This is a genomic window from Enterobacter sp. RHBSTW-00175, from assembly GCF_013927005.1.
Classification (GTDB): Bacteria; Pseudomonadota; Gammaproteobacteria; order Enterobacterales; family Enterobacteriaceae; genus Enterobacter.
Genome location: NZ_CP055930.1, coordinates 5,028,589 through 5,047,762, shown reverse-complemented (window position 1 = coordinate 5,047,762; position 19,174 = coordinate 5,028,589). Strand labels below are relative to the sequence as shown.

General features: G+C 53.6%; 20 protein-coding genes. 9 read left to right on the top strand and 11 right to left on the bottom strand.

Annotation, left to right across the window (positions count from 1 at the left end; all coding sequences use genetic code 11):
• Window positions 1-5 precede the first annotated feature (5 nt).
• The 7 genes from fabI to pspF all read right to left on the bottom strand — a co-directional run bounded on the left by fabI (window position 6) and on the right by pspF (window position 7,264).
• Complete coding sequence (gene fabI / locus HV107_RS24415) at window positions 6-794, bottom strand: enoyl-ACP reductase FabI (RefSeq protein ID WP_014070484.1); 789 nt, start codon at window positions 792-794, stop codon at window positions 6-8.
• 124 nt (window positions 795-918) lie between these two features.
• Entirely contained in the window at window positions 919-1,725 is an 807-nt protein-coding gene (sapF, locus tag HV107_RS24410; RefSeq protein ID WP_182061295.1) for a putrescine export ABC transporter ATP-binding protein SapF, read from the bottom strand.
• A 1-nt stretch (window position 1,726) separates the two neighbouring features.
• Entirely contained in the window at window positions 1,727-2,719 is a 993-nt protein-coding gene (sapD, locus tag HV107_RS24405; protein ID WP_182061294.1) for a putrescine export ABC transporter ATP-binding protein SapD, read from the bottom strand.
• Window positions 2,719-3,609 (bottom strand): putrescine export ABC transporter permease SapC, encoded by an 891-nt coding sequence (sapC, locus tag HV107_RS24400; RefSeq protein ID WP_182061293.1) that lies wholly within the window; start codon window positions 3,607-3,609, stop codon window positions 2,719-2,721. The genes sapD and sapC overlap by 1 nt, the downstream gene beginning before the upstream one ends.
• On the bottom strand, window positions 3,596-4,561 hold the full coding sequence (gene sapB, locus HV107_RS24395) for a putrescine export ABC transporter permease SapB (protein ID WP_182061292.1): 966 nt from the start codon (window positions 4,559-4,561) through the stop codon (window positions 3,596-3,598). The genes sapC and sapB overlap by 14 nt, the downstream gene beginning before the upstream one ends.
• On the bottom strand, window positions 4,558-6,198 hold the full coding sequence (gene sapA / locus HV107_RS24390; RefSeq protein WP_182061291.1) for an ABC transporter substrate-binding protein SapA: 1,641 nt from the start codon (window positions 6,196-6,198) through the stop codon (window positions 4,558-4,560). Before sapA ends, sapB begins: the two co-directional genes overlap by 4 nt.
• A gap of 88 nt (window positions 6,199-6,286) precedes the next feature.
• A complete protein-coding gene (pspF, locus tag HV107_RS24385; protein ID WP_182061290.1) occupies window positions 6,287-7,264 on the bottom strand; it encodes a phage shock protein operon transcriptional activator in 978 nt (325 codons plus the stop codon).
• 166 nt (window positions 7,265-7,430) lie between these two features.
• Here pspF and pspA point away from each other — a divergent pair, with 166 nt between their 5' ends.
• From pspA to tyrR, 7 genes are all read left to right on the top strand, one after another.
• On the top strand, window positions 7,431-8,099 hold the full coding sequence (gene pspA, locus HV107_RS24380) for a phage shock protein PspA (protein ID WP_182061289.1): 669 nt from the start codon (window positions 7,431-7,433) through the stop codon (window positions 8,097-8,099).
• A 54-nt stretch (window positions 8,100-8,153) separates the two neighbouring features.
• Complete coding sequence (pspB, locus tag HV107_RS24375; protein WP_014070476.1) at window positions 8,154-8,378, top strand: envelope stress response membrane protein PspB; 225 nt, start codon at window positions 8,154-8,156, stop codon at window positions 8,376-8,378.
• Window positions 8,378-8,737: an envelope stress response membrane protein PspC gene (gene pspC / locus HV107_RS24370; protein WP_166715505.1), complete on the top strand. Its 360-nt coding sequence runs from the start codon at window positions 8,378-8,380 to the stop codon at window positions 8,735-8,737. Before pspB ends, pspC begins: the two co-directional genes overlap by 1 nt.
• Window positions 8,738-8,749: 12 nt before the next feature.
• On the top strand, window positions 8,750-8,968 hold the full coding sequence (gene pspD / locus HV107_RS24365) for a phage shock protein PspD (RefSeq protein ID WP_014070474.1): 219 nt from the start codon (window positions 8,750-8,752) through the stop codon (window positions 8,966-8,968).
• A 115-nt stretch (window positions 8,969-9,083) separates the two neighbouring features.
• Window positions 9,084-10,481, top strand: coding sequence for a YcjX family protein (locus HV107_RS24360; RefSeq protein ID WP_182061288.1), 1,398 nt, complete (start codon window positions 9,084-9,086; stop codon window positions 10,479-10,481).
• Window positions 10,478-11,524 (top strand): YcjF family protein, encoded by a 1,047-nt coding sequence (locus HV107_RS24355; RefSeq protein ID WP_182061287.1) that lies wholly within the window; start codon window positions 10,478-10,480, stop codon window positions 11,522-11,524. The genes HV107_RS24360 and HV107_RS24355 overlap by 4 nt, the downstream gene beginning before the upstream one ends.
• A gap of 120 nt (window positions 11,525-11,644) precedes the next feature.
• The gene (gene tyrR, locus HV107_RS24350) at window positions 11,645-13,186 is read left to right on the top strand and encodes a transcriptional regulator TyrR (RefSeq protein WP_182061286.1); all 1,542 of its coding nucleotides are present in this window, start codon (window positions 11,645-11,647) and stop codon (window positions 13,184-13,186) included.
• A gap of 71 nt (window positions 13,187-13,257) precedes the next feature.
• Here tyrR and HV107_RS24345 read toward each other — a convergent pair whose 3' ends face one another.
• Together HV107_RS24345 and tpx are read right to left on the bottom strand one after the other, a co-directional pair.
• Window positions 13,258-14,466, bottom strand: coding sequence for an aldose 1-epimerase family protein (locus HV107_RS24345; protein WP_182061285.1), 1,209 nt, complete (start codon window positions 14,464-14,466; stop codon window positions 13,258-13,260).
• 275 nt (window positions 14,467-14,741) lie between these two features.
• Window positions 14,742-15,248: a thiol peroxidase gene (gene tpx / locus HV107_RS24340; RefSeq protein WP_182061284.1), complete on the bottom strand. Its 507-nt coding sequence runs from the start codon at window positions 15,246-15,248 to the stop codon at window positions 14,742-14,744.
• Between the two features lie 108 nt (window positions 15,249-15,356).
• On the opposite strand from tpx, the gene ycjG reads away from it, so the two are divergent.
• On the top strand, window positions 15,357-16,322 hold the full coding sequence (gene ycjG, locus HV107_RS24335; protein WP_182061283.1) for an L-Ala-D/L-Glu epimerase: 966 nt from the start codon (window positions 15,357-15,359) through the stop codon (window positions 16,320-16,322).
• Here the strand turns inward: ycjG and mpaA are convergent.
• Window positions 16,313-17,026, bottom strand: a complete 714-nt coding sequence (gene mpaA / locus HV107_RS24330; RefSeq protein ID WP_182061282.1) for a murein tripeptide amidase MpaA — start codon at window positions 17,024-17,026, stop codon at window positions 16,313-16,315. The two genes, ycjG and mpaA, sit on opposite strands and share 10 nt — an antisense overlap.
• A 181-nt stretch (window positions 17,027-17,207) precedes the next feature.
• Between mpaA and HV107_RS24325 the strand changes: the two genes are divergently transcribed.
• Window positions 17,208-18,824, top strand: a complete 1,617-nt coding sequence (locus HV107_RS24325) for an ABC transporter substrate-binding protein (protein ID WP_182061281.1) — start codon at window positions 17,208-17,210, stop codon at window positions 18,822-18,824.
• Between the two features lie 205 nt (window positions 18,825-19,029).
• Here the strand turns inward: HV107_RS24325 and HV107_RS24320 are convergent, their stop codons facing one another.
• On the bottom strand, window positions 19,030-19,170 hold the full coding sequence (locus HV107_RS24320; RefSeq protein ID WP_166715499.1) for an Ecr family regulatory small membrane protein: 141 nt from the start codon (window positions 19,168-19,170) through the stop codon (window positions 19,030-19,032).
• Window positions 19,171-19,174: the final 4 nt, after the last annotated feature.

Genomic DNA, 19,174 nt, shown 5'->3' with positions numbered 1-19,174 from the left:
ACAACTTATTTGATTTCCAGCTCGTTCATTGCAGCGATGTTGAAGCCGCCATCAACGTGAACCACTTCGCCGGAGATACCCGCGGAAAGGTCAGAGCACAGGAATGCTGCGGAGTTACCCACATCTTCAATGGTAACGGTACGGCGAATCGGGGTTACCGCTTCGCAGTGTGCCAGCATTTTACGGAAGTCTTTGATGCCAGACGCCGCCAGGGTGCGGATTGGGCCAGCAGAGATACCGTTAACACGCACACCTTCTGGACCCATCGCGTTCGCCATGTAGCGCACGTTTGCTTCCAGGGATGCTTTAGCCAGACCCATAACGTTGTAGTTAGGGATTGCACGCTCTGCGCCCAGATAGGACAGGGTCAGCAGTGCAGCGCCCGGGTTCAGCATGGTGCGGCAAGATTTAGCCATCGCCACGAAGCTGTAAGAGCTGATGTCGTGAGCGATTTTGAAGCCTTCACGGGTTACCGCGTTCACGTAGTCACCGTCCAGCTGGTCGCCAGGCGCGAAGCCGATGGAGTGAACGAAACCGTCGAATTTTTCCCACGTTTTTGCCAGTTCAGCGAACATGCCATCGATGCTTTCATCTTGTGCAACGTCACATTCCAGAACAATGCTGGAACCCAGCTGCGCGGCAAACTCTTCAACACGGCCTTTCAGCTTGTCGTTCTGGTAGGTGAACGCCAGCTCAGCGCCTTCGCGATGCATAGCCTGTGCGATGCCGTATGCGATGGACAGTTTGCTGGCAACGCCGGTCACCAGAATGCGCTTACCGGAAAGAAAACCCATAGCTTTAATCCTTATATTCATTGTTGTGGCGATCGTCATCTTCTTGGGACAATCGTCGTTAAAACGCGGCGATAATATCACGTGTCGCGTGCTTAGTTAATCCGACCACTCTTTTGACGCGCGGTTAACGGTCTTTTCGCCATGCATCGGCGGTTAAGGCTTCACCAAAATGCCCGGCAATCAGTCTTTTCGTCAGCTCATGAAGCGGGGAGGCCATCACATCTGCAGTACTTCCGCGTTCAACCACTTCGCCCTGATGCATCACAAGCACCTGATCGCTAATGTGCTTCATCATGCCAAGATGCTGGGTTACATAGATATAAGAGATACCCTGTTTTTCCTGCAATTCCAGCATCAGGTTAATTAACTGCGAACGCATCGACATATCCAGCGAAGCCAGCGCTTCGTCGGCGATAATCACTTTCGGGCGTAAAATTAACGCGCGCGCCAGACCCAGACGCTGCTTCTGCCCCGGAGCAAGCATATGCGGATAATAACTCTCGTGGTCAGGCAGCAGGCCGACCATGCGCAGGGTTTCGATAATCCGCTTGCGGCGCTCTTCCGGCTCCAGTTCCGTGTTTAATCTCAGCGGGAAGTCCAGAATTTGCGAAATGCGCTGGCGCGGGTTGAGGGATGTGGACGGATCCTGAAAAATCATACGGATGCGCTGGCTGCGAAACGAGTAATCACCAAATTCCAGCGGATGATCGTCAATCAGCACTTCCCCTGCAGTGGGCTCAACCATTCCGGCGAGCATTTTCGCGAGCGTGGATTTTCCGGAGCCGTTCTCGCCGATAATGGCCAGCGTCTGTTTTTCGCGCAGCGTAAAGCTCAGGGGTTTAACCGCTTCGACGGTCTGGCGATGAAATAACCCTGTCCGGTAGCGAAAGGTCTTACTCAGGTTGCGAACTTCCAGCAAAGTTTCGACCATTTCACTCTCTCTCCATGTTCAACGGGAAATGACAGGCATAAAGATGGTTTTTGGCCCCTGATAACCGTGGCGTCTCAATACATTTACGCTGGGCATAAGGGCAGCGCGGGCCAAGACGACAGCCGATGGGCAGTGATTCCAGCAACGGAATTGCCCCAGGCAGGGTATTCAGTCGGCTTTTGTGCGGCATGGCGCTGCCAAAATCAGGAATAGCGCGGATCAGTGCCTGGGTATAAGGATGATGCGGGGTGTTCACCAGCTCTTCGCTGATGGCCGTTTCTACCGTCTGACCACAGTACATCACATCAATCTTATCGGCCCATTTGCTCAGCATTTGCAGGTCATGGCTGATCAGCAAAATGGTGGTGTTGTTGTTCTGATTAAGACGCGTCAGCAGGCGGAAAATCTGTGCCTGGGTGGTGGGTTCCATCGCGTTTGTGGGTTCATCGGCAATCAGCAGACGCGGCTGGTTCGCCAGGGCGATGGCAATCATCACTTTCTGGCATTCGCCGTCGGTCAGTTCGTAAGGGAAACTGCGCATCGCATCTTTGTGATCTTTGATGCCGACCCTGTGCAGCAGTTCGATGGCACGGCGCTTGCGCCAGCCAACGCGTTGCCACCAGCGGCCCTTGTACGTCCAGCCGGGGATATTTTGCATCAGCTGTTTACCCACACGCTCGGAGGGATCAAGACAGGATTGTGGCTCCTGAAAAATCATCGACACGTTATGTCCCACCAGCTTGCGGCGTTCACGCGGAGAAAGACGTAGCAGGTCAATATCATCAAAACGCATACGGTCAGCGGTAACGCGCCAGTTGTCTTTCGCAACACCACAGATGGCCTTCGCAATCAGGCTTTTACCGGAACCGGATTCACCCACCAGCCCCCGGATTTCACCTTCCGCAAGCGTGATGCTGATGCGGTCAACGGCTTTTACCCAACCTTCACCGGTCTTGAATTCAATCGTCAGGTTGCGGATATCGAGTAACGGCATTATTGCACTCCCGCATTAATTGCCCGGCGAATACCATCCCCAAGCAGGTTGACCAGTAACACACTGACCATAATCGCGGCCCCGGGTAACATCACGGTCCAGGGGGCGACGTAGATAAGTTCCAGCGCGTCGCCCAGCATTGCTCCCCATTCGGGTGACGGAAGCTGAGCGCCAAGATCGAGGAAGCCCAGCGCGGCGATATCGAGAATTGCCATCGACAGGGCGCGGGTGATCTCCGTGACCAGCCCGGACGCAATATTTGGCAGCACGGCAAACCACAAGATATTGAATGTGGTTGCACCATCCAGACGCGCGGCTACCACATACTCTTTTTCCAGCTCGTCATGCACCATGCTATAGACCGAACGTACCAGACGCGGAAGGATAGCCAGCCAGACGGCGAACATGGCATGAGTCAGATGCGGGCCAGCAAAGGCCACGACGATAATGGCCAGCAGCAGGGAAGGAATAGAGAGCAGCGTATCCAGAATGTGATTCATCACGGCGGAGCGCAAGCCGTGGGTTGAACCGGCAAAAATCCCCAGCGCCAGGCCGCAAATGGTTGCAGCCAGCGTAACCACAAACGCACCACCCACCGTTGGTGCTGCGCCGCTCAGCAGGCGGCTTAATACATCGCGGCCCAGATCGTCAGTGCCTAAAAAGAAGGACACTTCACCATAACGCGACCAGGAAGGCGGTAAAAGCTGATAACCGAGAAACTGCTGGTCGATTCCATAAGGCGCAAACCACGAACCAAAAATGCACAACAACACCAGTGCGCCACAGCCATACAGGCCAATCATAGCTGTGGTGTCACCATAGAATTTACGCCACACGGTACGCAGCACACCGGGTGTGCGCTTTTCGCTGTATACGTTATCGTAAGGCATACCATTCCTTATGCTTCAGTGGGTTAGCCATTGCACCCAAAATATCGGAAATAACGTTAACGATGATGACCAGCGAGCCAATCACCATGACGCCTGCGGAAATAGCCGCATAGTCTTGCTGACGAATGGCGTTAATCAGCCAGCGGCCAAGTCCTGGCCAGCTAAAGACCATCTCAGTGATCATCGCCAGGGTCAGCATGGTCGAAAATTGCAGCCCAAGACGCGGGATGACCGGCGGCAGGGCGTTATGCAGTACGTGACGGCGCAGGATCGTCAGACGAGACAGCCCGCGAGTGGCCGCCGCTTTAACGTAGTTTTGATCAAACACGTCGATAGTGCTGATACGCATAAGGCGGATCACTTCGGTTGTGGGTGCAACGGCCAGCGTCAACACCGGCAGCACCATATGGCGCAGAGCACTGATGATCATTTCATGGCGCCAGACCGAATCTGAAAGCCAGGCGTCAATAATCGCGAACCCGGTCACCGTTTTTACCGTATAGAGCAGGTCGAAACGACCCGACACCGGCAGCCAGCCCAGAGTCAGCGAAAAGAACAGGGTCAGCAGCAGCGCCAGCCAGAAAATAGGGATCGAGAAGCCAAGCAGGGCGAGGGCGCTGATAAATTTGTCCTGCCATTTATTGCGATAAATCCCCGCCAGCATCCCCACCGGAATACCGACCAGCAGGGCAAATCCGAAGGCCAGAATACACAGCTCCATGGTGGCCGGGAAAACCTCTTTCAGCTGTTCGGAGATCAACTGCCCGTTGATGCTGGATACACCAAAGTCCCAGTGCAGCACGCCGTTAAACCAGAACGACCAGGCATCCCACAGTGAGGAACCCTGAAGCGGCGCGTGCGGCGTGAAATAACTCAGGCTGAAGCCCACAAAGGTCAGGAAGAAGAGGGTTACCAGCAACAGTAACAGGCGACGCAAGGTAAAAATAATCACGGTTTTTTCACCTCTTGTTCTTTTTCACGCGAGACGCCCGCGAAGGAGGCGTTACCAAACGGACTCAGCACCAGCCCTTTGATGTCATAGCGATAAGCCTGAAGGCGCAGGGACGAGGCGAGCGGCAACACGGGAAGTTCATTCGCCAGAATGTTTTGCGCTTCATCGTAGGCGTCGATACGGGAGGCCAGTTGTTGTGACGCGAGGGCTTTTTGCAGCACGGCATCAAATTCGCGGTTACACCAGTGGGCATAGTTGGTTTGCGAGTTGATCGCCGCACAGCTCAGGAGCGGGCGGAAGAAGCTGTCCGGGTCATTACTGTCGGTCGCCCAGCCTGCCAGCGTTAAATCATGGTTCATGTCCATCAGTCGCGCCTCCTGGAAACGCCCCTCGACCGGCACGATCACTACTTTGACGCCCACCTGAGCCATATCGGCCTGGAGCAGTTCAGCGGTTTTCAGCGGGCTTGGGTTCCATGCCTGTGAACTGGTTGGCACCCAGAGCTGGAGCGTCAGGTTTTCTACCCCCAGAGCTTTTAGCTGCTCACGCGATTTTGCCGGATTGTATTCCGTAATTTTAGCTTCACCGTCATAGGCCCAGGAAGCTCGCGGTAAAATAGAAGCCGCAGTCTCTGCTGTACCGTAGTAAATCGACTGCATCAGGCGCTGGTTGTTAATCGCTAAGGCCAGCGCATGACGCACGGCCGGGTTATTGAGCGGTGGTTTATCCGTATTAAAGGCCAGATAGGCGATATTCATGCCCGGACGCAGTGTTAAACGCAAACGCGGGTCGTCACGCAGAATGGTTAACTGGCTGGCGGCAGGCCAGGCGAGCACGTCGCATTCGCCGGTAAGCAGTTTAGAGAGTCGGCCCGTACCGCCGGAGCCGAGGTCCACCACCACCTGAGGCATCAGCGGTGTGCCGCGCCAGAAGTGTTCGTGGCGTTGCAGGCGAATGTACTGACCCGAACGATACTCCGCCATCTGGAATGGCCCTGTACCGACGGGCTGCCTGTCGAGCAGCTCCTGACGATCCTGACTGGTGAGTTTCGCCGCGTATTCTGCCGACATCACTGAGGCATAGTGGGTTGCCAGGTGCCATAAGAAAGAGGCATCCGGGCGCGCCAGGCTAAATTCAACCGTTCTGTTGTCGAGCTTACGTACGCTTTTGACGGTATCGGCAAACTGCAAACTGTCGAAATAGGGGAAGCTCCCGCCATTAACGTTATGCCACGGATGATTGCGGTTAAAGATGCGCTGGAAGGTAAAGACCACATCATCCGCGTTCAGTTTGCGTGTTGGCGTAAACCAGGGCGTGCGCTGGAAAGAGACATCGTCGCGCAGATGGAAGCGGTAGGTCGCGCCGTTATCAAGCACTTCCCAGCTTTCGGCCAGTTCCGGCACCAGGCGGTAAGTATAAGGGTCGACATCCAGCAGGCGGTCGTAAAGCTGTGCGGCAAGGGTGTCGACAATCAGGCCGCTGCCCGCTTTTTGAGGGTTAAAGGTGTCAACTTGCCCGCTGACACAATAGACAAAGCCGCTATCGCGAATATCAGGGAGCGTAGCACGCTCAGGCGCAGCAAAGACCGTATTGCTGAACAGGCCGAGCGCAAACAGGGACGATAAAACCAGACGCATAATTTTTAAGGTTTTTAGGTTCGATCTGCAAAGTGTATCGCACTTACGCCTGCTTCGTAAAAATGTCTGCGGGTAAGTGCTGATATTGTCAGCGCATTTGATGCTTTTTGAGCAATGCCCTTAATTGATGGTAGGTCAGACCCAGCAGTTCAGCCGCTCGTTTCTGGTTATATTTTGCCTGTTTCAGGCTCTGTTCCAGCAACTGTTGTTCCTGATGATGCTGGAACTGACGCAGATCCAGCGGCAGCGTCGGTGAATTGTTGCTGATGGCAGGCGTTATGTGTGCCGGTTCCGCGCGCTGGAAAGGATCGAGAATAATGTTATCCAGCTCCATTTCACTGCTTCCATGGCGATAAACAGACCGTTCCACCACGTTTTTCAGCTCACGGATATTCCCCGGCCAGTGGTATCCCAGCAGCGTTTCCCGGGCGTAATCGCTAAAACCGGGGAACAGTGGCAACCCAAGTTCACGACACATCTGTATGGCGAATTGTTCAGCCAACAACATGATGTCGCTTTGGCGCTCACGCAGTGGCGGCAATTGCACAACATCAAACGCCAGCCTGTCCAGCAGGTCGGCGCGGAATTTGTCCTGCGCAACCATCTGCGGCAGGTCAGCATTGGTGGCACAGACCAGACGCACGTTGACCTGTAATGGCTGGCTCCCGCCAACACGCTCCAGCTCACCATATTCAATAACGCGCAGCAGTTTTTCCTGTACCAGCATTGGCGCGGTTGCCAGCTCATCCAGAAACAGTGTGCCACCATCCGCACGCTCAAAACGGCCGGGGTGGCGCTTTTGTGCGCCGGTAAATGCCCCGGCTTCGTGGCCGAACAGCTCTGAATCCAGCAGGTTTTCATTCAGCGCTGCGCAGTTCAGGGAGATAAAAGGGCCATCCCAGCGTCCGGATAAAAAATGTAATCGGTTGGCGATAAGCTCTTTACCCGTTCCGCGCTCCCCAATGATGAGCACCGGTTTATTGAGTGGTGCCAGGCGCGATACCTGCTCCAGGACCTCAAGAAAGCTGTTTGCTTCACCAAGGAGGTTATCTTTAAATTCGGCCATAGTTAAATTCACCACTCGTTAGCGATATTCACCAGGTGAGAGTAGAGTGTTGTTGGTTTAAAATCAAACAGAATCAGTTAAATCAACAAGATAAAAAGTTGGCATGGGATTTGTATTATCTGTTCAGCAGGGCATTGCCCGATAACAGAACTATGAGGATCGAATTATGGGTATTTTTTCTCGTTTTGCCGATATCGTGAACGCCAACATCAACACTCTGCTGGAGAAAGCAGAAGATCCGCAGAAGCTGGTGCGCCTGATGATTCAGGAAATGGAAGACACGCTGGTGGAAGTCCGCTCAACGTCTGCACGCGCGCTGGCTGAGAAAAAACAGCTGACACGTCGTATTGAACAGGCTACCGCGCAGCTCAATGAATGGCAGGAAAAAGCCGAGCTGGCACTGCGTAAAGATAAAGAAGACCTGGCTCGCGCCGCGCTGATTGAAAAGCAGAAACTTGCGGATCTCATCACAGCGCTTGAGCATGAAGCTACGCTTGTCGACGACACGCTTACGCGTATGAAGAAAGAGATTGGCGAGCTTGAAAACAAGCTCAGCGAAACCCGAGCCCGCCAGCAGGCGCTGACGTTACGCCATCAGGCGGCCAGTTCATCACGCGATGTGCGCCGTCAGCTGGACAGCGGCAAGCTGGATGAAGCAATGGCTCGTTTTGAATCCTTCGAACGTCGTATCGATCAGATGGAAGCGGAAGCCGAGAGCCACGGCATTGGCAAACAAAAGACGCTGGACCAGCAGTTTGCAGATTTGAAAGCGGATGACGAAATCAGCGAGCAACTGGCGGCGCTTAAAGCCAAAATGAAGCAAGACAACCAATAATAAATTGTGCGGCACATGAGTGTGCCGCCACGCATCATAAAAAAAGGAGTACCTATGAGCGCGCTTTTTCTGGCCATTCCCCTGACTATTTTCGTGCTGTTCGTTCTGCCGATTTGGTTATGGCTGCACTACAGCAACCGTTCTTCTCGTGGTGAGCTTTCCCAGAGTGAACAACAGCGTCTGGTGCAGCTTTCGGCAGACGCAAACAAAATGGGCGAACGCATTCAGGCGCTGGAAGCGATCCTCGATGCGGAACATCCAAACTGGAGGGATCGTTAATGTCCGGGCTGAACCTGAATAAAAAATTGTGGCGAATCCCCCAGCAGGGCATGGTTCGCGGTGTATGTGCCGGGCTGGCTCATTATCTCGATGTACCAGTGAAACTGGTGCGTGTGGTAACGGTACTGTCGATTTTCTTTGGCCTGGCGTTTATTACGCTGGTGGCGTACATCATTTTATCGTTTGTGCTCGACCCGATGCCGGAAGGTGAACTGGCGAGCGAAAATGCGCCAACCACCAACGATTTGCTCAATGCGGTGGATGCCCAGTTGGCCGCCGGTGAGACGCGCTTGCGCGAGATGGAGCGCTATGTCACGTCTGATACCTTTACGTTGCGAAGCCGTTTTCGTCAGCTTTAAGAGAGAATACGAATGAATCACTCCTGGCAACAGGCGGGGCAAAAGGTGAAACCCGGCCTGAAGTTAGCAGGGAAGCTGGTTTTGTTTACTGCCTTACGTTACGGCCCGGCAGGTGTGGCTGGCTGGGCGGTGAAATCCGTGGCCCGCAGGCCGGTCAAAATGTTACTGGCCGTGGCGCTGGAGCCGTTGCTGAGAAAATTAGCCGGGCGGCTCTCAGGAAAACTGAAATAATCTCCAGACGGCACGCTGACTGGCGTGTCGTTTTGCTCTAAGGTTTTATTCCTTTCATTTTGTCCCCATGTCATATTTTTAAGAATATAAACGCCTTCAGGCAAAAAGGACGGCGATGAAGCGACTTAAAAACGAACTCAACTCACTGGTGAACCGTGGCGTCGATCGCCATTTGCGACTTGCTGTGACAGGACTCAGCCGCAGCGGCAAGACGGCTTTTATCACGGCGATGGTAAACCAACTGCTTAACCTGCACGCGGGTGCACGGCTACCGCTGCTCAGTGCGGTACGGGAAGAGCGGTTGCTTGGCGTGAAGCGTGTTCCGCAGCGAGATTTTGGCATCCCGCGTTTTACCTACGACGAGGGGCTGGCGCAGCTGTACGGCGACCCTCCCGCCTGGCCGACGCCCACGCGCGGGGTCAGTGAAATTCGTCTCGCGCTGCGTTTTCGTTCGAATGATTCCCTGATGCGCCACTTTAAGGATACCTCCACTCTGTATCTCGAAATTGTGGATTATCCGGGCGAGTGGCTGCTGGATTTACCCATGCTGGCCCAGGATTATCTGAGCTGGTCACGGCAAATGACCGGTTTGTTACAGGGTCACCGCGCGGAATGGTCGGCAAAATGGCGGCAGCTTTGCGAAGGGCTCGATCCACTGGCGCCTGCGGATGAAAACCGCCTGGCGGTAATTGCTGAAGCCTGGACCGACTATCTGCACCAATGTAAGCAGGAAGGGCTGCATTTTATTCAGCCAGGGCGTTTTGTCCTGCCGGGCGATCTGGCGGGTGCGCCGGCGTTGCAGTTTTTCCCATGGCCGGATGTCGACGCAAGCGGGGAGTCGAAACTGGCGCAGGCCGATAAACACACCAATGCCGGGATGCTGCGCGAACGTTACAGCTACTACTGCGAAAAAGTGGTGAAAGGTTTTTATAAAAATCACTTTTTACGTTTCGACCGCCAGATTGTGCTGGTGGATTGTCTTCAGCCGCTCAACAGCGGGCCGCAAGCATTTAATGATATGCGCCTGGCGCTGACGCAGCTGATGCAAAGTTTCCATTACGGACAACGCACGCTGTTTCGTCGGCTGTTTTCACCGGTTATCGACAAGCTGCTGTTTGCCGCCACCAAGGCCGATCATGTCACTGTCGACCAGCACGCCAATATGGTCTCGTTGTTGCAGCAACTGGTACAGGATGCGTGGCAAAACGCAGCGTTTGAAGGAATTAGCATGGACTGCCTGGGGCTTGCGTCGGTTCAGGCGACCCAGAGTGGATTAATTGACGTGAATGGCGAGAAGATCCCGGCGCTGCGCGGCAACCGCTTAAGCGATGGCGAGCCGCTGACGGTCTATCCCGGCGAAGTGCCTGCGCGTCTGCCCGGGCAGGCGTTCTGGCAAAACCAGGGATTCCAGTTTGAAGCGTTTCGCCCGCAGGCAATGAACGTTGACCAGCCATTACCGCATATTCGTCTTGATGCGGCGCTGGAATTTTTGATTGGAGATAAATTGCGATGACGGAACCGTTAAAACCGCGCATTGATTTTACGGGCCAGCTTGAGAAAGAGCCGCTCGACGCATTCAGGACCGCGCAAACATTCAGCGGGACTCAGGCCGATAATTTTGCGCCTGTGCTGTCGGAAGAGCCGCTTGCTGATGAAGGGCAAGCAGAAGCAGTCGTTGAATCCGCGCTGCGCCCTAAACGTAGCCTGTGGCGCAAAATGGTGACCGCCGGGCTGGCACTGTTTGGTGTCAGCGTGCTTGGGCAGGGTGTCCAGTGGGCTGTAAATGCCTGGCAAACCCAGGACTGGGTGGCGATGGGCGGCTGCGCTGCGGGAGCGCTGATCATCGGTGCGGGCGTCGGCTCGCTGGTCACAGAGTGGCGTCGTCTGTGGCGCTTACGCCAGCGCGCACATGAGCGCGATGAGGCACGGGATCTGCTGCACAGCCACGCCACCGGTAAAGGGCGTGCATTTTGTGAAAAACTGGCAAGCCAGGCGGGTATCGATCAGTCACATCCGGCGCTCCAGCGCTGGTACGCCGCTATCCATGAAACCCAAAACGATCGGGAAGTGGTCGCACTCTATTCCCATATGGTGCAACCGGTACTGGATGCGCAGGCCCGTCGGGAAATCAGCCGGTCGGCCGCGGAATCCACACTGATGATTGCCGTCAGCCCGCTGGCGCTGGTGGACATGGCGTTTATTGCGTGGCGCAATTTGCGCCTGATTAACCGTATCGCCACGCTGTATGGCATTGAGCTAGGGTATTACAGCCGCCTGCGTTTATTCCGCCTGGTCTTGCTGAATATTGCCTTTGCCGGTGCCAGCGAACTGGTGCGGGAAGTCGGTATGGACTGGATGTCTCAGGATCTGGCCGCGCGCTTGTCGGCACGAGCCGCGCAGGGTCTGGGGGCCGGTTTACTGACGGCACGTCTGGGGATCAAAGCGATGGAAATTTGCCGTCCGCTGCCGTGGATAGACGGCGACAAACCCCGGTTGGGTGATTTCCGCCGCGAGTTAATTGGCCAGCTTAAAGATACGCTGAGCAAAAAAGCGTAATTGGCTCACATCATCGGCTAATTAACCAACAGGCTGTCAATATTTGTTGACAGCCATCTTCCCGATCACCGCTTTCTGACATATTATTTTAATGTTATTGGCTTAAACGGTGAATTTCCCATGCGTCTGGAAGTCTTTTGTGAAGACCGACTCGGTCTGACCCGCGAATTACTCGATCTGCTTGTTTTACGTAGTATTGATCTGCGTGGCATTGAGATCGATCCTATCGGGCGAATTTACCTCAACTTTGCCGAAATTGAATTCAATACATTCAGTAGTCTTATGGCTGAGATCCGCCGTATCGCTGGCGTTACGGATGTCCGAACCATTCCGTGGATGCCATCAGAGCGTGAACACCTGGCGCTGAGCGCCTTGCTTGAAGCGATGCCAGAGCCATTCTTATCCCTGGATCTGAAAAGTAAGGTCGAACGTGTAAACCAGGCCAGCTGTCAGTTGTTTGCACAGGGCCAGGAGAAGCTGAGCACTCATCATGCAACGCAGCTTATCCCCGGCTTCAACTTCCAGCGCTGGCTGGAAAGCAACCCGCAAAACACCCACAGCGAACACGTGGTGATCAACGGGCAGAATTTCCTGATGGAAATCACCCCCGTGTACCTGAAAGGGGAAAACGATGCCCGCGTGCTGACCGGGGCGGTGATCATGCTGCGTTCTACCGTACGGATGGGCCGTCAGCTGCAAAATCTCTCAAGTCAGGATGTTGGCGCGTTTAGCCAGATAATCGCTGTCAGCCCGAAAATGCGCCATGTGGTCGATCAGGCGCGCAAGCTTGCGAATCTGACGGCGCCGCTGCTGATCACCGGGGATACCGGAACCGGGAAAGACCTGCTGGCTCATGCCGTGCATCTGTCCAGCCCGCGGGCAGCAAAACCATATCTGGCACTGAACTGCGCCTCAATTCCTGAAGATGCGGTTGAGAGCGAGCTTTTCGGCCATGCGCCTGAAGGTAAAAAAGGTTTCTTCGAGCAGGCAAATGGCGGCTCGGTTCTGCTGGATGAGATCGGCGAAATGTCGCCACGGATGCAGGCTAAACTGCTGCGTTTCCTCAATGACGGAACCTTCCGTCGCGTAGGGGAAGATCATGAAGTCCATGTGGATGTGCGCGTGATTTGCGCCACGCAGAAAAACCTGGTGGAGCTGGTGCAGAAAGGGGTATTCCGCGAGGATCTCTACTATCGCCTGAACGTGCTGACTCTCAATATTCCGCCGCTGCGGGATTGTCCTCAGGATATTATGCCGCTGACCGAGCTGTTTGTGGCACGCTTCGCCGACGAACAAGGTGTTCCGCGCCCGAAACTGTCCGCCGACCTGGGGACAGTGCTCACGCGTTACGGCTGGCCGGGTAACATTCGCCAGCTTAAGAACGCCGTTTATCGCGCGCTGACTCAGCTTGAAGGATACGAGCTGCGTCCACAGGATATCTTATTACCGGATTATGATGCCGGGACGGTGTCGGTAGGTGAAGAGGCGATGGAAGGCTCTCTGGATGATATTACCAGCCGTTTCGAGCGTTCGGTGCTGACGCAGCTTTATCGCAGTTACCCGAGTACACGTAAACTGGCGAAACGTCTTGGCGTCTCGCACACCGCGATTGCGAATAAGCTCCGTGAGTACGGTTTGAATCATAAGAAGGGTGACGAATAACAAAAAGCCTCTGTAATGGACTGTCCAACTTTGTGGGGGTCAGTCCATAAAGAGGCTTTTTTACTTTATGCTTATTCCTTCGCCAGAGGCGTGGTCACGATTTCTGTTTTTGTCTCTCCCTGAATCGACGCAATCCTGCTTTCGACGTCTTTTACCTGCTGCGGGCTGTGAAGCAGGGTATACGTCAGGTCAAACTGCGCGCTGGCACCAGGCTGTAGCTGCTTAACGCGCTTCTGCTCGCGTTCAATCGTGACGGGGTAGGCGTAGCTTGTACCTGGCTCAATACCCGTGACATACCCCTGCTTCAGCGTGTCGGTATTTTTCCATAATGTCAGCACGGGCAGCTGGCGGGTATCAAACTGGATTGACGCGCCTTTATCTCCGGCTTTATTGACTACTGCCGCGAGCGTTTCATGGTTATTGTCCGCAAGCGGTTTGATGTTAAAGACCATCTCATCAAAGCCTTTTGTCGGCCCGGCATAGGTTTGCCAGTCGTTAACGCCTGCTTTGGCGTAGTCATTGAACGGGCTAACGCTCACCGCCGGCGCAAGGAAACGAGCGCCTTCTTCGAGGATCGGCGTTCCGAAGTTGCTGTGATAGATTATCTGGTAATCATGAGGGTAATCTGCATGGTTTGTCAGCACATCGTGCAGGCTGAACTGGTTGGTTCCAGGAACGTAGCGCAGTTCGGTCATGGTTTGCAGATCCGCTTTTTTAAACGTGCTCTCTTTGATTAAACCCCGAACGCGGATTTCATAAGGGGCGGTGTCTGCGACCTCGACTTCTACCTGCGATACAGGGGTATTACCGGCCTTGCCGTGAAGGGTGTAAATTTGCCCGTCCGCAGTGACCGGGTGTCCTGTCCACTCGTAGCCGCAGCGCACCATCATCTCGTTGAAACCATCCAGCCAGCCAAGACCGTTTCGACTTTCCAGATTAATATAAGCCGGGTTCACAACTTCTTTGACGGGAGAATTCCACCCCAGTCGGGTGCCAAATCCTTCAACGTGCAGAAGGTTCATTCCGCGCGTCGGGCTCAGGGTTATGGTCAGGCCATCTTTGCTGCTAATAACGATGATTTTACTGCCTTCCTGTTTACCACCGTGCAAGACCTTTTGCTCAATGCTGAACGGGTGAATCTTAACGTTCAGCTCATCACTGGAAATCTTCCAGTTTCCTTTTTCTACGCTGCTTTCAGCGTTTGTCAGCACCCAGGTTTTAGCCACTGCATTGCCAGAAATCAGTACCGCAAGGAGCGTGAAAGCGAATTTAATCTTCATATTTTATCCTTTTTGCTGAAACGATTATTGTCTTTCACAAGAAAATTTAATGTTTAGGGAAAAAGGGAAATGTGATGTGCTTCACTTGGGACAAAAATAGGGATTTTTAACGATTATAATGTGCTAAATATCACGTTAATGTTGCGCATTACATTTTTTATTGCATCATTAATGTGATTTATGACTATTATTGCTTTAACGATTCAGCTTTTGATTAATAAAAAACCCCGCTGTGGCGAGGTTGATAAATAATTGTATAGAATGCTCAGTACTTATTATGCTTTCAGCACATCAAGCGCAGCGGTGTAATCTGGTTCGGTGGTGATTTCGTTAACCAGTTCGCTGAAGACGATGTTGTCATTCTCATCGATAACCAGCACCGCGCGTGCTGCCAGGCCTTTCAGAGCGCCTTCAGAAATACCCACGCCGTATTTCTCGAGGAAGTCCGGGCTACGCAGGGTTGAAAGGGTGATCACGTTGCTCAGGCCTTCTGCACCGCAGAAGCGAGACTGGGCAAACGGCAGGTCCGCAGAAATGCACAGCACAACGGTGTTGTCCATTTCGGTTGCCAGTTGGTTGAATTTGCGCACAGACGCGGCACAAACACCGGTATCAATGCTTGGGAAAATGTTCAGGACTTTACGTTTGCCAGCAAACTGGGCCAGCGTGACGTCAGACAGATCTTTAGCCACCAGAGTGAATGCCTGTGCTTTGCTACCAGCCTGCGGAATGGAACCTGCAACAGCAACCGGGTTGCCCTGGAAATGAACGAGTTGTGACATAGATATCTTCCTGTTTACATATAGTTAACGTCAGGGCTAGTGTATGCCAACTGCGGACAGCACGGCAAACCAAATTTAGCGCCTCACCGGGCCGAAAGGAGACAGTCAATGAGAAGCGTGAAAGTCTATGAAGAAGCCTGGCCATTGCATTCCCCATTTGTCATTTCACGTGGCAGTCGCAGCGAAGCCTGCGTTGTGGTGGTTGAAATAGAAGAAGACGGGGTGAAAGGCGTGGGGGAATGTACCCCGTATCCGCGTTATGGAGAGAGCCTTGCATCTGTGATGGCTCAGGTGATGGCGCTGGTTCCTGAGCTGCAAAAAGGACTAACCCGAGCGGCATTGCAACAGCATCTGGCGGCGGGGGCTGCGCGTAACGCGATTGATTGTGCACTCTGGAATCTGGAGGCTGCGCAACAGCACCGCTCTTTGCCATCGCTTCTGGATATCACGTTACCGGCATCAGTTGTTACGGCGCAAACGGTAGTGATTGGTGAGCCAGAACAGATGGCTGCCAGCGCAAAAGCACTGTTCGCCTCCGGGGCAACCTTATTAAAGGTGAAGCTTGATGACCGGCTAATCAGCGAGCGAATGGTTGCAATTCGCGCTGCCGTGCCGGACGCCACGCTGATTGTCGATGCGAACGAATCCTGGCATAGCGAAGGGCTGGCAGCCCGCTGTCAGCTGCTGGCAGATCTGGGTGTGGCCATGCTGGAACAACCGCTTCCGGCAAAGGACGACGCCGTGCTGGAAAACTTTATCCATCCGCTGCCCGTATGTGCCGATGAAAGCTGCCATACGCGCGAAAGCCTCGCAGGCTTAAAAGGCCGCTATGAGATGGTGAATGTTAAACTCGATAAGACGGGTGGGCTGACCGAAGCGCTGGCTCTGGCGAAAGAGGCGCGTGCGCAAGGGTTCTCGTTGATGCTGGGCTGTATGCTGTGCACATCACGTGCAATTAGTGCCGCGTTACCTTTGGTTCAACAGGTGAGTTTTGCCGATCTGGATGGCCCGACATGGCTGGCGGTGGACGTCTCGCCAGCCCTGCATTTCACCACCGGCACGCTTCATCTCTGAGGCTGCCAGCGGAGAAGACCGACCATCGCTTTGAGGTACTTTTCGCTCGCTTCGTCGGATGAGATTGGGGGGAATTCTGCAGTGATGCAGTGTAACCCCAGATCGGCACACCAGCTCCCAAACGAGCCGGGCGTCTCATAACCCACGCTCGTGACCAGCGGAAGGGCAAAGGCATCGGCCAGCCACTGCCCAAGCGCGGTGTGGCGGGGATCTTCGATGCAGGCAAGCGGATCGTGAAACGAAACGACCCAGGCCGGATGTAATCGATGGATCAATTGACACAGGGCGTGTGTTTCCGGCTCTGAACCCGGCTTTTCTCCCGTCAGTAACACCACGTCGCGCTCTTCTGCGGAGCTGTTCCAGCGATACACCGTTTCTCCCGCGCGCCAGTTAGCCGCCGGGAAATTACGATTTAAGTCGATGCCTCGCGCATTTGCCCGAAGCCCAAGCTGACAACCATCCGGGTTAACGGTCAAAATGACGTGATGGCGGCGTAATTCAGGTGCCAGGGTACGTAGCGCACAGGACAACGTCACAATCGAGGAGTTCTCGTCACCATGCGTGCCTGCGATGATTAACCCGCTATTGCGGTCAGCCTCCGGGGCGGGAAACCAGATTAACGGCGCGCCTAAAAATGAATGGCCATAGTGTTCGGTTCCTGGCGGGAAAGCGCCACGTTCCGTTCTTGGTCGGGTGAGTGACATAGGAAATCCTGATGAAGAAGTCTCTACTGGCAGTGTTGTGCAAAACTCGCGGTTAATCAAATAGTTTCCGTCGCTGTGGAAAATTGCCAGATATCAACTTTCCGATTTAAGGTATTTGCATTTCTCCGTTTCGAAACAAATAATTACGCATCTGTGTTACCTGACATCTTAAGGGGATCTCATGAAGCATCCTGTTTCGCTGCTTTGTTCTGCACTTTGGCTGTGCGGACTTTCTTCACTTTCTTATGCTGCTGACATCCCAAAGGGAACCGTTCTGGCACAAAAGCAGGAACTTGTACGTCATATAAAAGATGAACCTGCCTCGCTTGATCCCGCAAAAGCCGTGGGTTTGCCCGAAATCCAGGTAATTCGCGATCTCTTTGAGGGGCTGGTCAATCAAAATGAAAAAGGGGAGTTAGCGCCGGGTGTCGCGACGCGCTGGCAGAGTAACGACAACCGCGTCTGGACGTTCAGCTTGCGCGATAATGCAAAATGGTCGGATGGCTCCCCCGTTACCGCACAGGATTTTGTTTATAGCTGGCAGCGTCTGGTTGATCCGAAAACCACATCGCCTTTCGCCTGGTTTGCGGCCCTGGCGGGCATTAACAATGCCCAGGCCATTATTGATGGTAAAGCGGCACCCGATACGCTTGGCGTAACGGCCGTCGATGATAAAACCCTGCGCGTACAGCTGGATAAACCGCTGTCGTGGTTTGCCAGCCTGACGGCGAGCTTTGCGTTTTATCCGGTGCAAAAAGCAAATGTTGAAAGCGGGAAAGAGTGGACTCGCCCGGGTGCCCTGGTGGGTAACGGTGCCTACGTCCTGAAAGACCGCGTGGTGAATGAAAAGCTGGTTGTCGAACCTAATACGCACTACTGGGATAGCGCCAAAACGGTACTGAAAAAAGTCACCTTTGTGCCCATTAATCAGGAGTCTTCCGCGACCAAGCGCTACCTGGCAGGTGATATCGATATCACTGAATCTTTCCCGAAAAACATGTACCAGAAACTGCTGAAAGATATTCCGGGACAGGTTTACACCCCACCTCAGCTCGGGACCTACTATTACGCCTTTAATACCCAAAAAGGGCCAACCGCAGATGCACGCGTGCGTCTGGCGCTGAGTATGACCATCGATCGCCGAATCATGGCAGAAAAAGTGTTAGGCACGGGTGAGAAACCGGCCTGGCACTTTACACCTGACGTGACCGCCGGCTTTACCCCGGAAGCGTCCGTGTTTGAACAGATGTCGCAGCAGGAGCTGAATGCGCAGGCGAAGATGTTGTTGCAGGCGGCAGGTTATGGCCCCCAGCGCCCTCTGACCCTGAATCTGCTGTACAACACCTCAGAGAACCATCAGAAGATAGCGATCGCCGTGGCGTCGATGTGGAAGAAAAATCTGGGTGTTGACGTCAAACTGCAAAACCAGGAGTGGAAGACCTACATTGATAGCCGTAATACCGGGAATTTCGACGTGATCCGCGCGTCCTGGGTTGGGGACTACAATGAGCCGTCCACTTTCCTGTCGCTACTGACCTCTACACACAGCGGCAATATCTCACGGTTTAACGATCCGGCGTACGATAAGATAATCAATCAGGCGACGCTTGAGACAACCGAGAAAGCGCGTAATGCGGATTACAATAAAGCCGAGAAGATCCTCGCCGAAAAAGCCCCTATTGCGCCGATTTACCAGTACACCAATGGCCGTCTGATTAAACCGTGGGTCAAGGGCTATCCTGTTAATAACCCGGAAGATGTTGCTTACAGCCGTACGATGTATATCGAGAAACATTAATTAATGTCGGGCGGGACATAACCTAAATTACTGTTCCGCTCATCAAAAAAATAAAAAAAGCCCGTCAGAGAACGGGCGAAATAAGCAAATGATTTATTGATTCGTTATCCGCCATCACGGTGGCTAACAGCGCGTATATTACGCGTCAGTTATGTTTGCGTGTAGCTGACAAATTCGGTAGGTGAAACAAAGCATTAAACATGCGTTACGGGGCTTCAATGGACGGGTACACACTGTTTTCAAGATATTCTACAAGCTGCCAAATCTCACCGCTGAAGATAAACCAATAGCCAAAAATAATAAGGCTTAAAATAATTAAGATGAGTATTAATTCTGTCTTTCCCATTGCT

What these genes read in the sequence shown, in the direction of transcription:
- fabI (WP_014070484.1), bottom strand. Translation starts at nt 794, where the DNA reads ATGGGTTTTCTTTCCGGTAAGCGCATTCTGGTGACCGGCGTTGCCAGC.
- sapF (WP_182061295.1), bottom strand. Translation starts at nt 1,725, where the DNA reads ATGGTCGAAACTTTGCTGGAAGTTCGCAACCTGAGTAAGACCTTTCGC.
- sapD (WP_182061294.1), bottom strand. Translation starts at nt 2,719, where the DNA reads ATGCCGTTACTCGATATCCGCAACCTGACGATTGAATTCAAGACCGGT.
- sapC (WP_182061293.1), bottom strand. Translation starts at nt 3,609, where the DNA reads ATGCCTTACGATAACGTATACAGCGAAAAGCGCACACCCGGTGTGCTG.
- sapA (WP_182061291.1), bottom strand. Translation starts at nt 6,198, where the DNA reads ATGCGTCTGGTTTTATCGTCCCTGTTTGCGCTCGGCCTGTTCAGCAAT.
- pspF (WP_182061290.1), bottom strand. Translation starts at nt 7,264, where the DNA reads ATGGCCGAATTTAAAGATAACCTCCTTGGTGAAGCAAACAGCTTTCTT.
- pspA (WP_182061289.1), top strand. Translation starts at nt 7,431, where the DNA reads ATGGGTATTTTTTCTCGTTTTGCCGATATCGTGAACGCCAACATCAAC.
- pspB (WP_014070476.1), top strand. Translation starts at nt 8,154, where the DNA reads ATGAGCGCGCTTTTTCTGGCCATTCCCCTGACTATTTTCGTGCTGTTC.
- pspC (WP_166715505.1), top strand. Translation starts at nt 8,378, where the DNA reads ATGTCCGGGCTGAACCTGAATAAAAAATTGTGGCGAATCCCCCAGCAG.
- pspD (WP_014070474.1), top strand. Translation starts at nt 8,750, where the DNA reads ATGAATCACTCCTGGCAACAGGCGGGGCAAAAGGTGAAACCCGGCCTG.
- HV107_RS24360 (WP_182061288.1), top strand. Translation starts at nt 9,084, where the DNA reads ATGAAGCGACTTAAAAACGAACTCAACTCACTGGTGAACCGTGGCGTC.
- HV107_RS24355 (WP_182061287.1), top strand. Translation starts at nt 10,478, where the DNA reads ATGACGGAACCGTTAAAACCGCGCATTGATTTTACGGGCCAGCTTGAG.
- tyrR (WP_182061286.1), top strand. Translation starts at nt 11,645, where the DNA reads ATGCGTCTGGAAGTCTTTTGTGAAGACCGACTCGGTCTGACCCGCGAA.
- HV107_RS24345 (WP_182061285.1), bottom strand. Translation starts at nt 14,466, where the DNA reads ATGAAGATTAAATTCGCTTTCACGCTCCTTGCGGTACTGATTTCTGGC.
- tpx (WP_182061284.1), bottom strand. Translation starts at nt 15,248, where the DNA reads ATGTCACAACTCGTTCATTTCCAGGGCAACCCGGTTGCTGTTGCAGGT.
- ycjG (WP_182061283.1), top strand. Translation starts at nt 15,357, where the DNA reads ATGAGAAGCGTGAAAGTCTATGAAGAAGCCTGGCCATTGCATTCCCCA.
- mpaA (WP_182061282.1), bottom strand. Translation starts at nt 17,026, where the DNA reads ATGTCACTCACCCGACCAAGAACGGAACGTGGCGCTTTCCCGCCAGGA.
- HV107_RS24325 (WP_182061281.1), top strand. Translation starts at nt 17,208, where the DNA reads ATGAAGCATCCTGTTTCGCTGCTTTGTTCTGCACTTTGGCTGTGCGGA.
- HV107_RS24320 (WP_166715499.1), bottom strand. Translation starts at nt 19,170, where the DNA reads ATGGGAAAGACAGAATTAATACTCATCTTAATTATTTTAAGCCTTATT.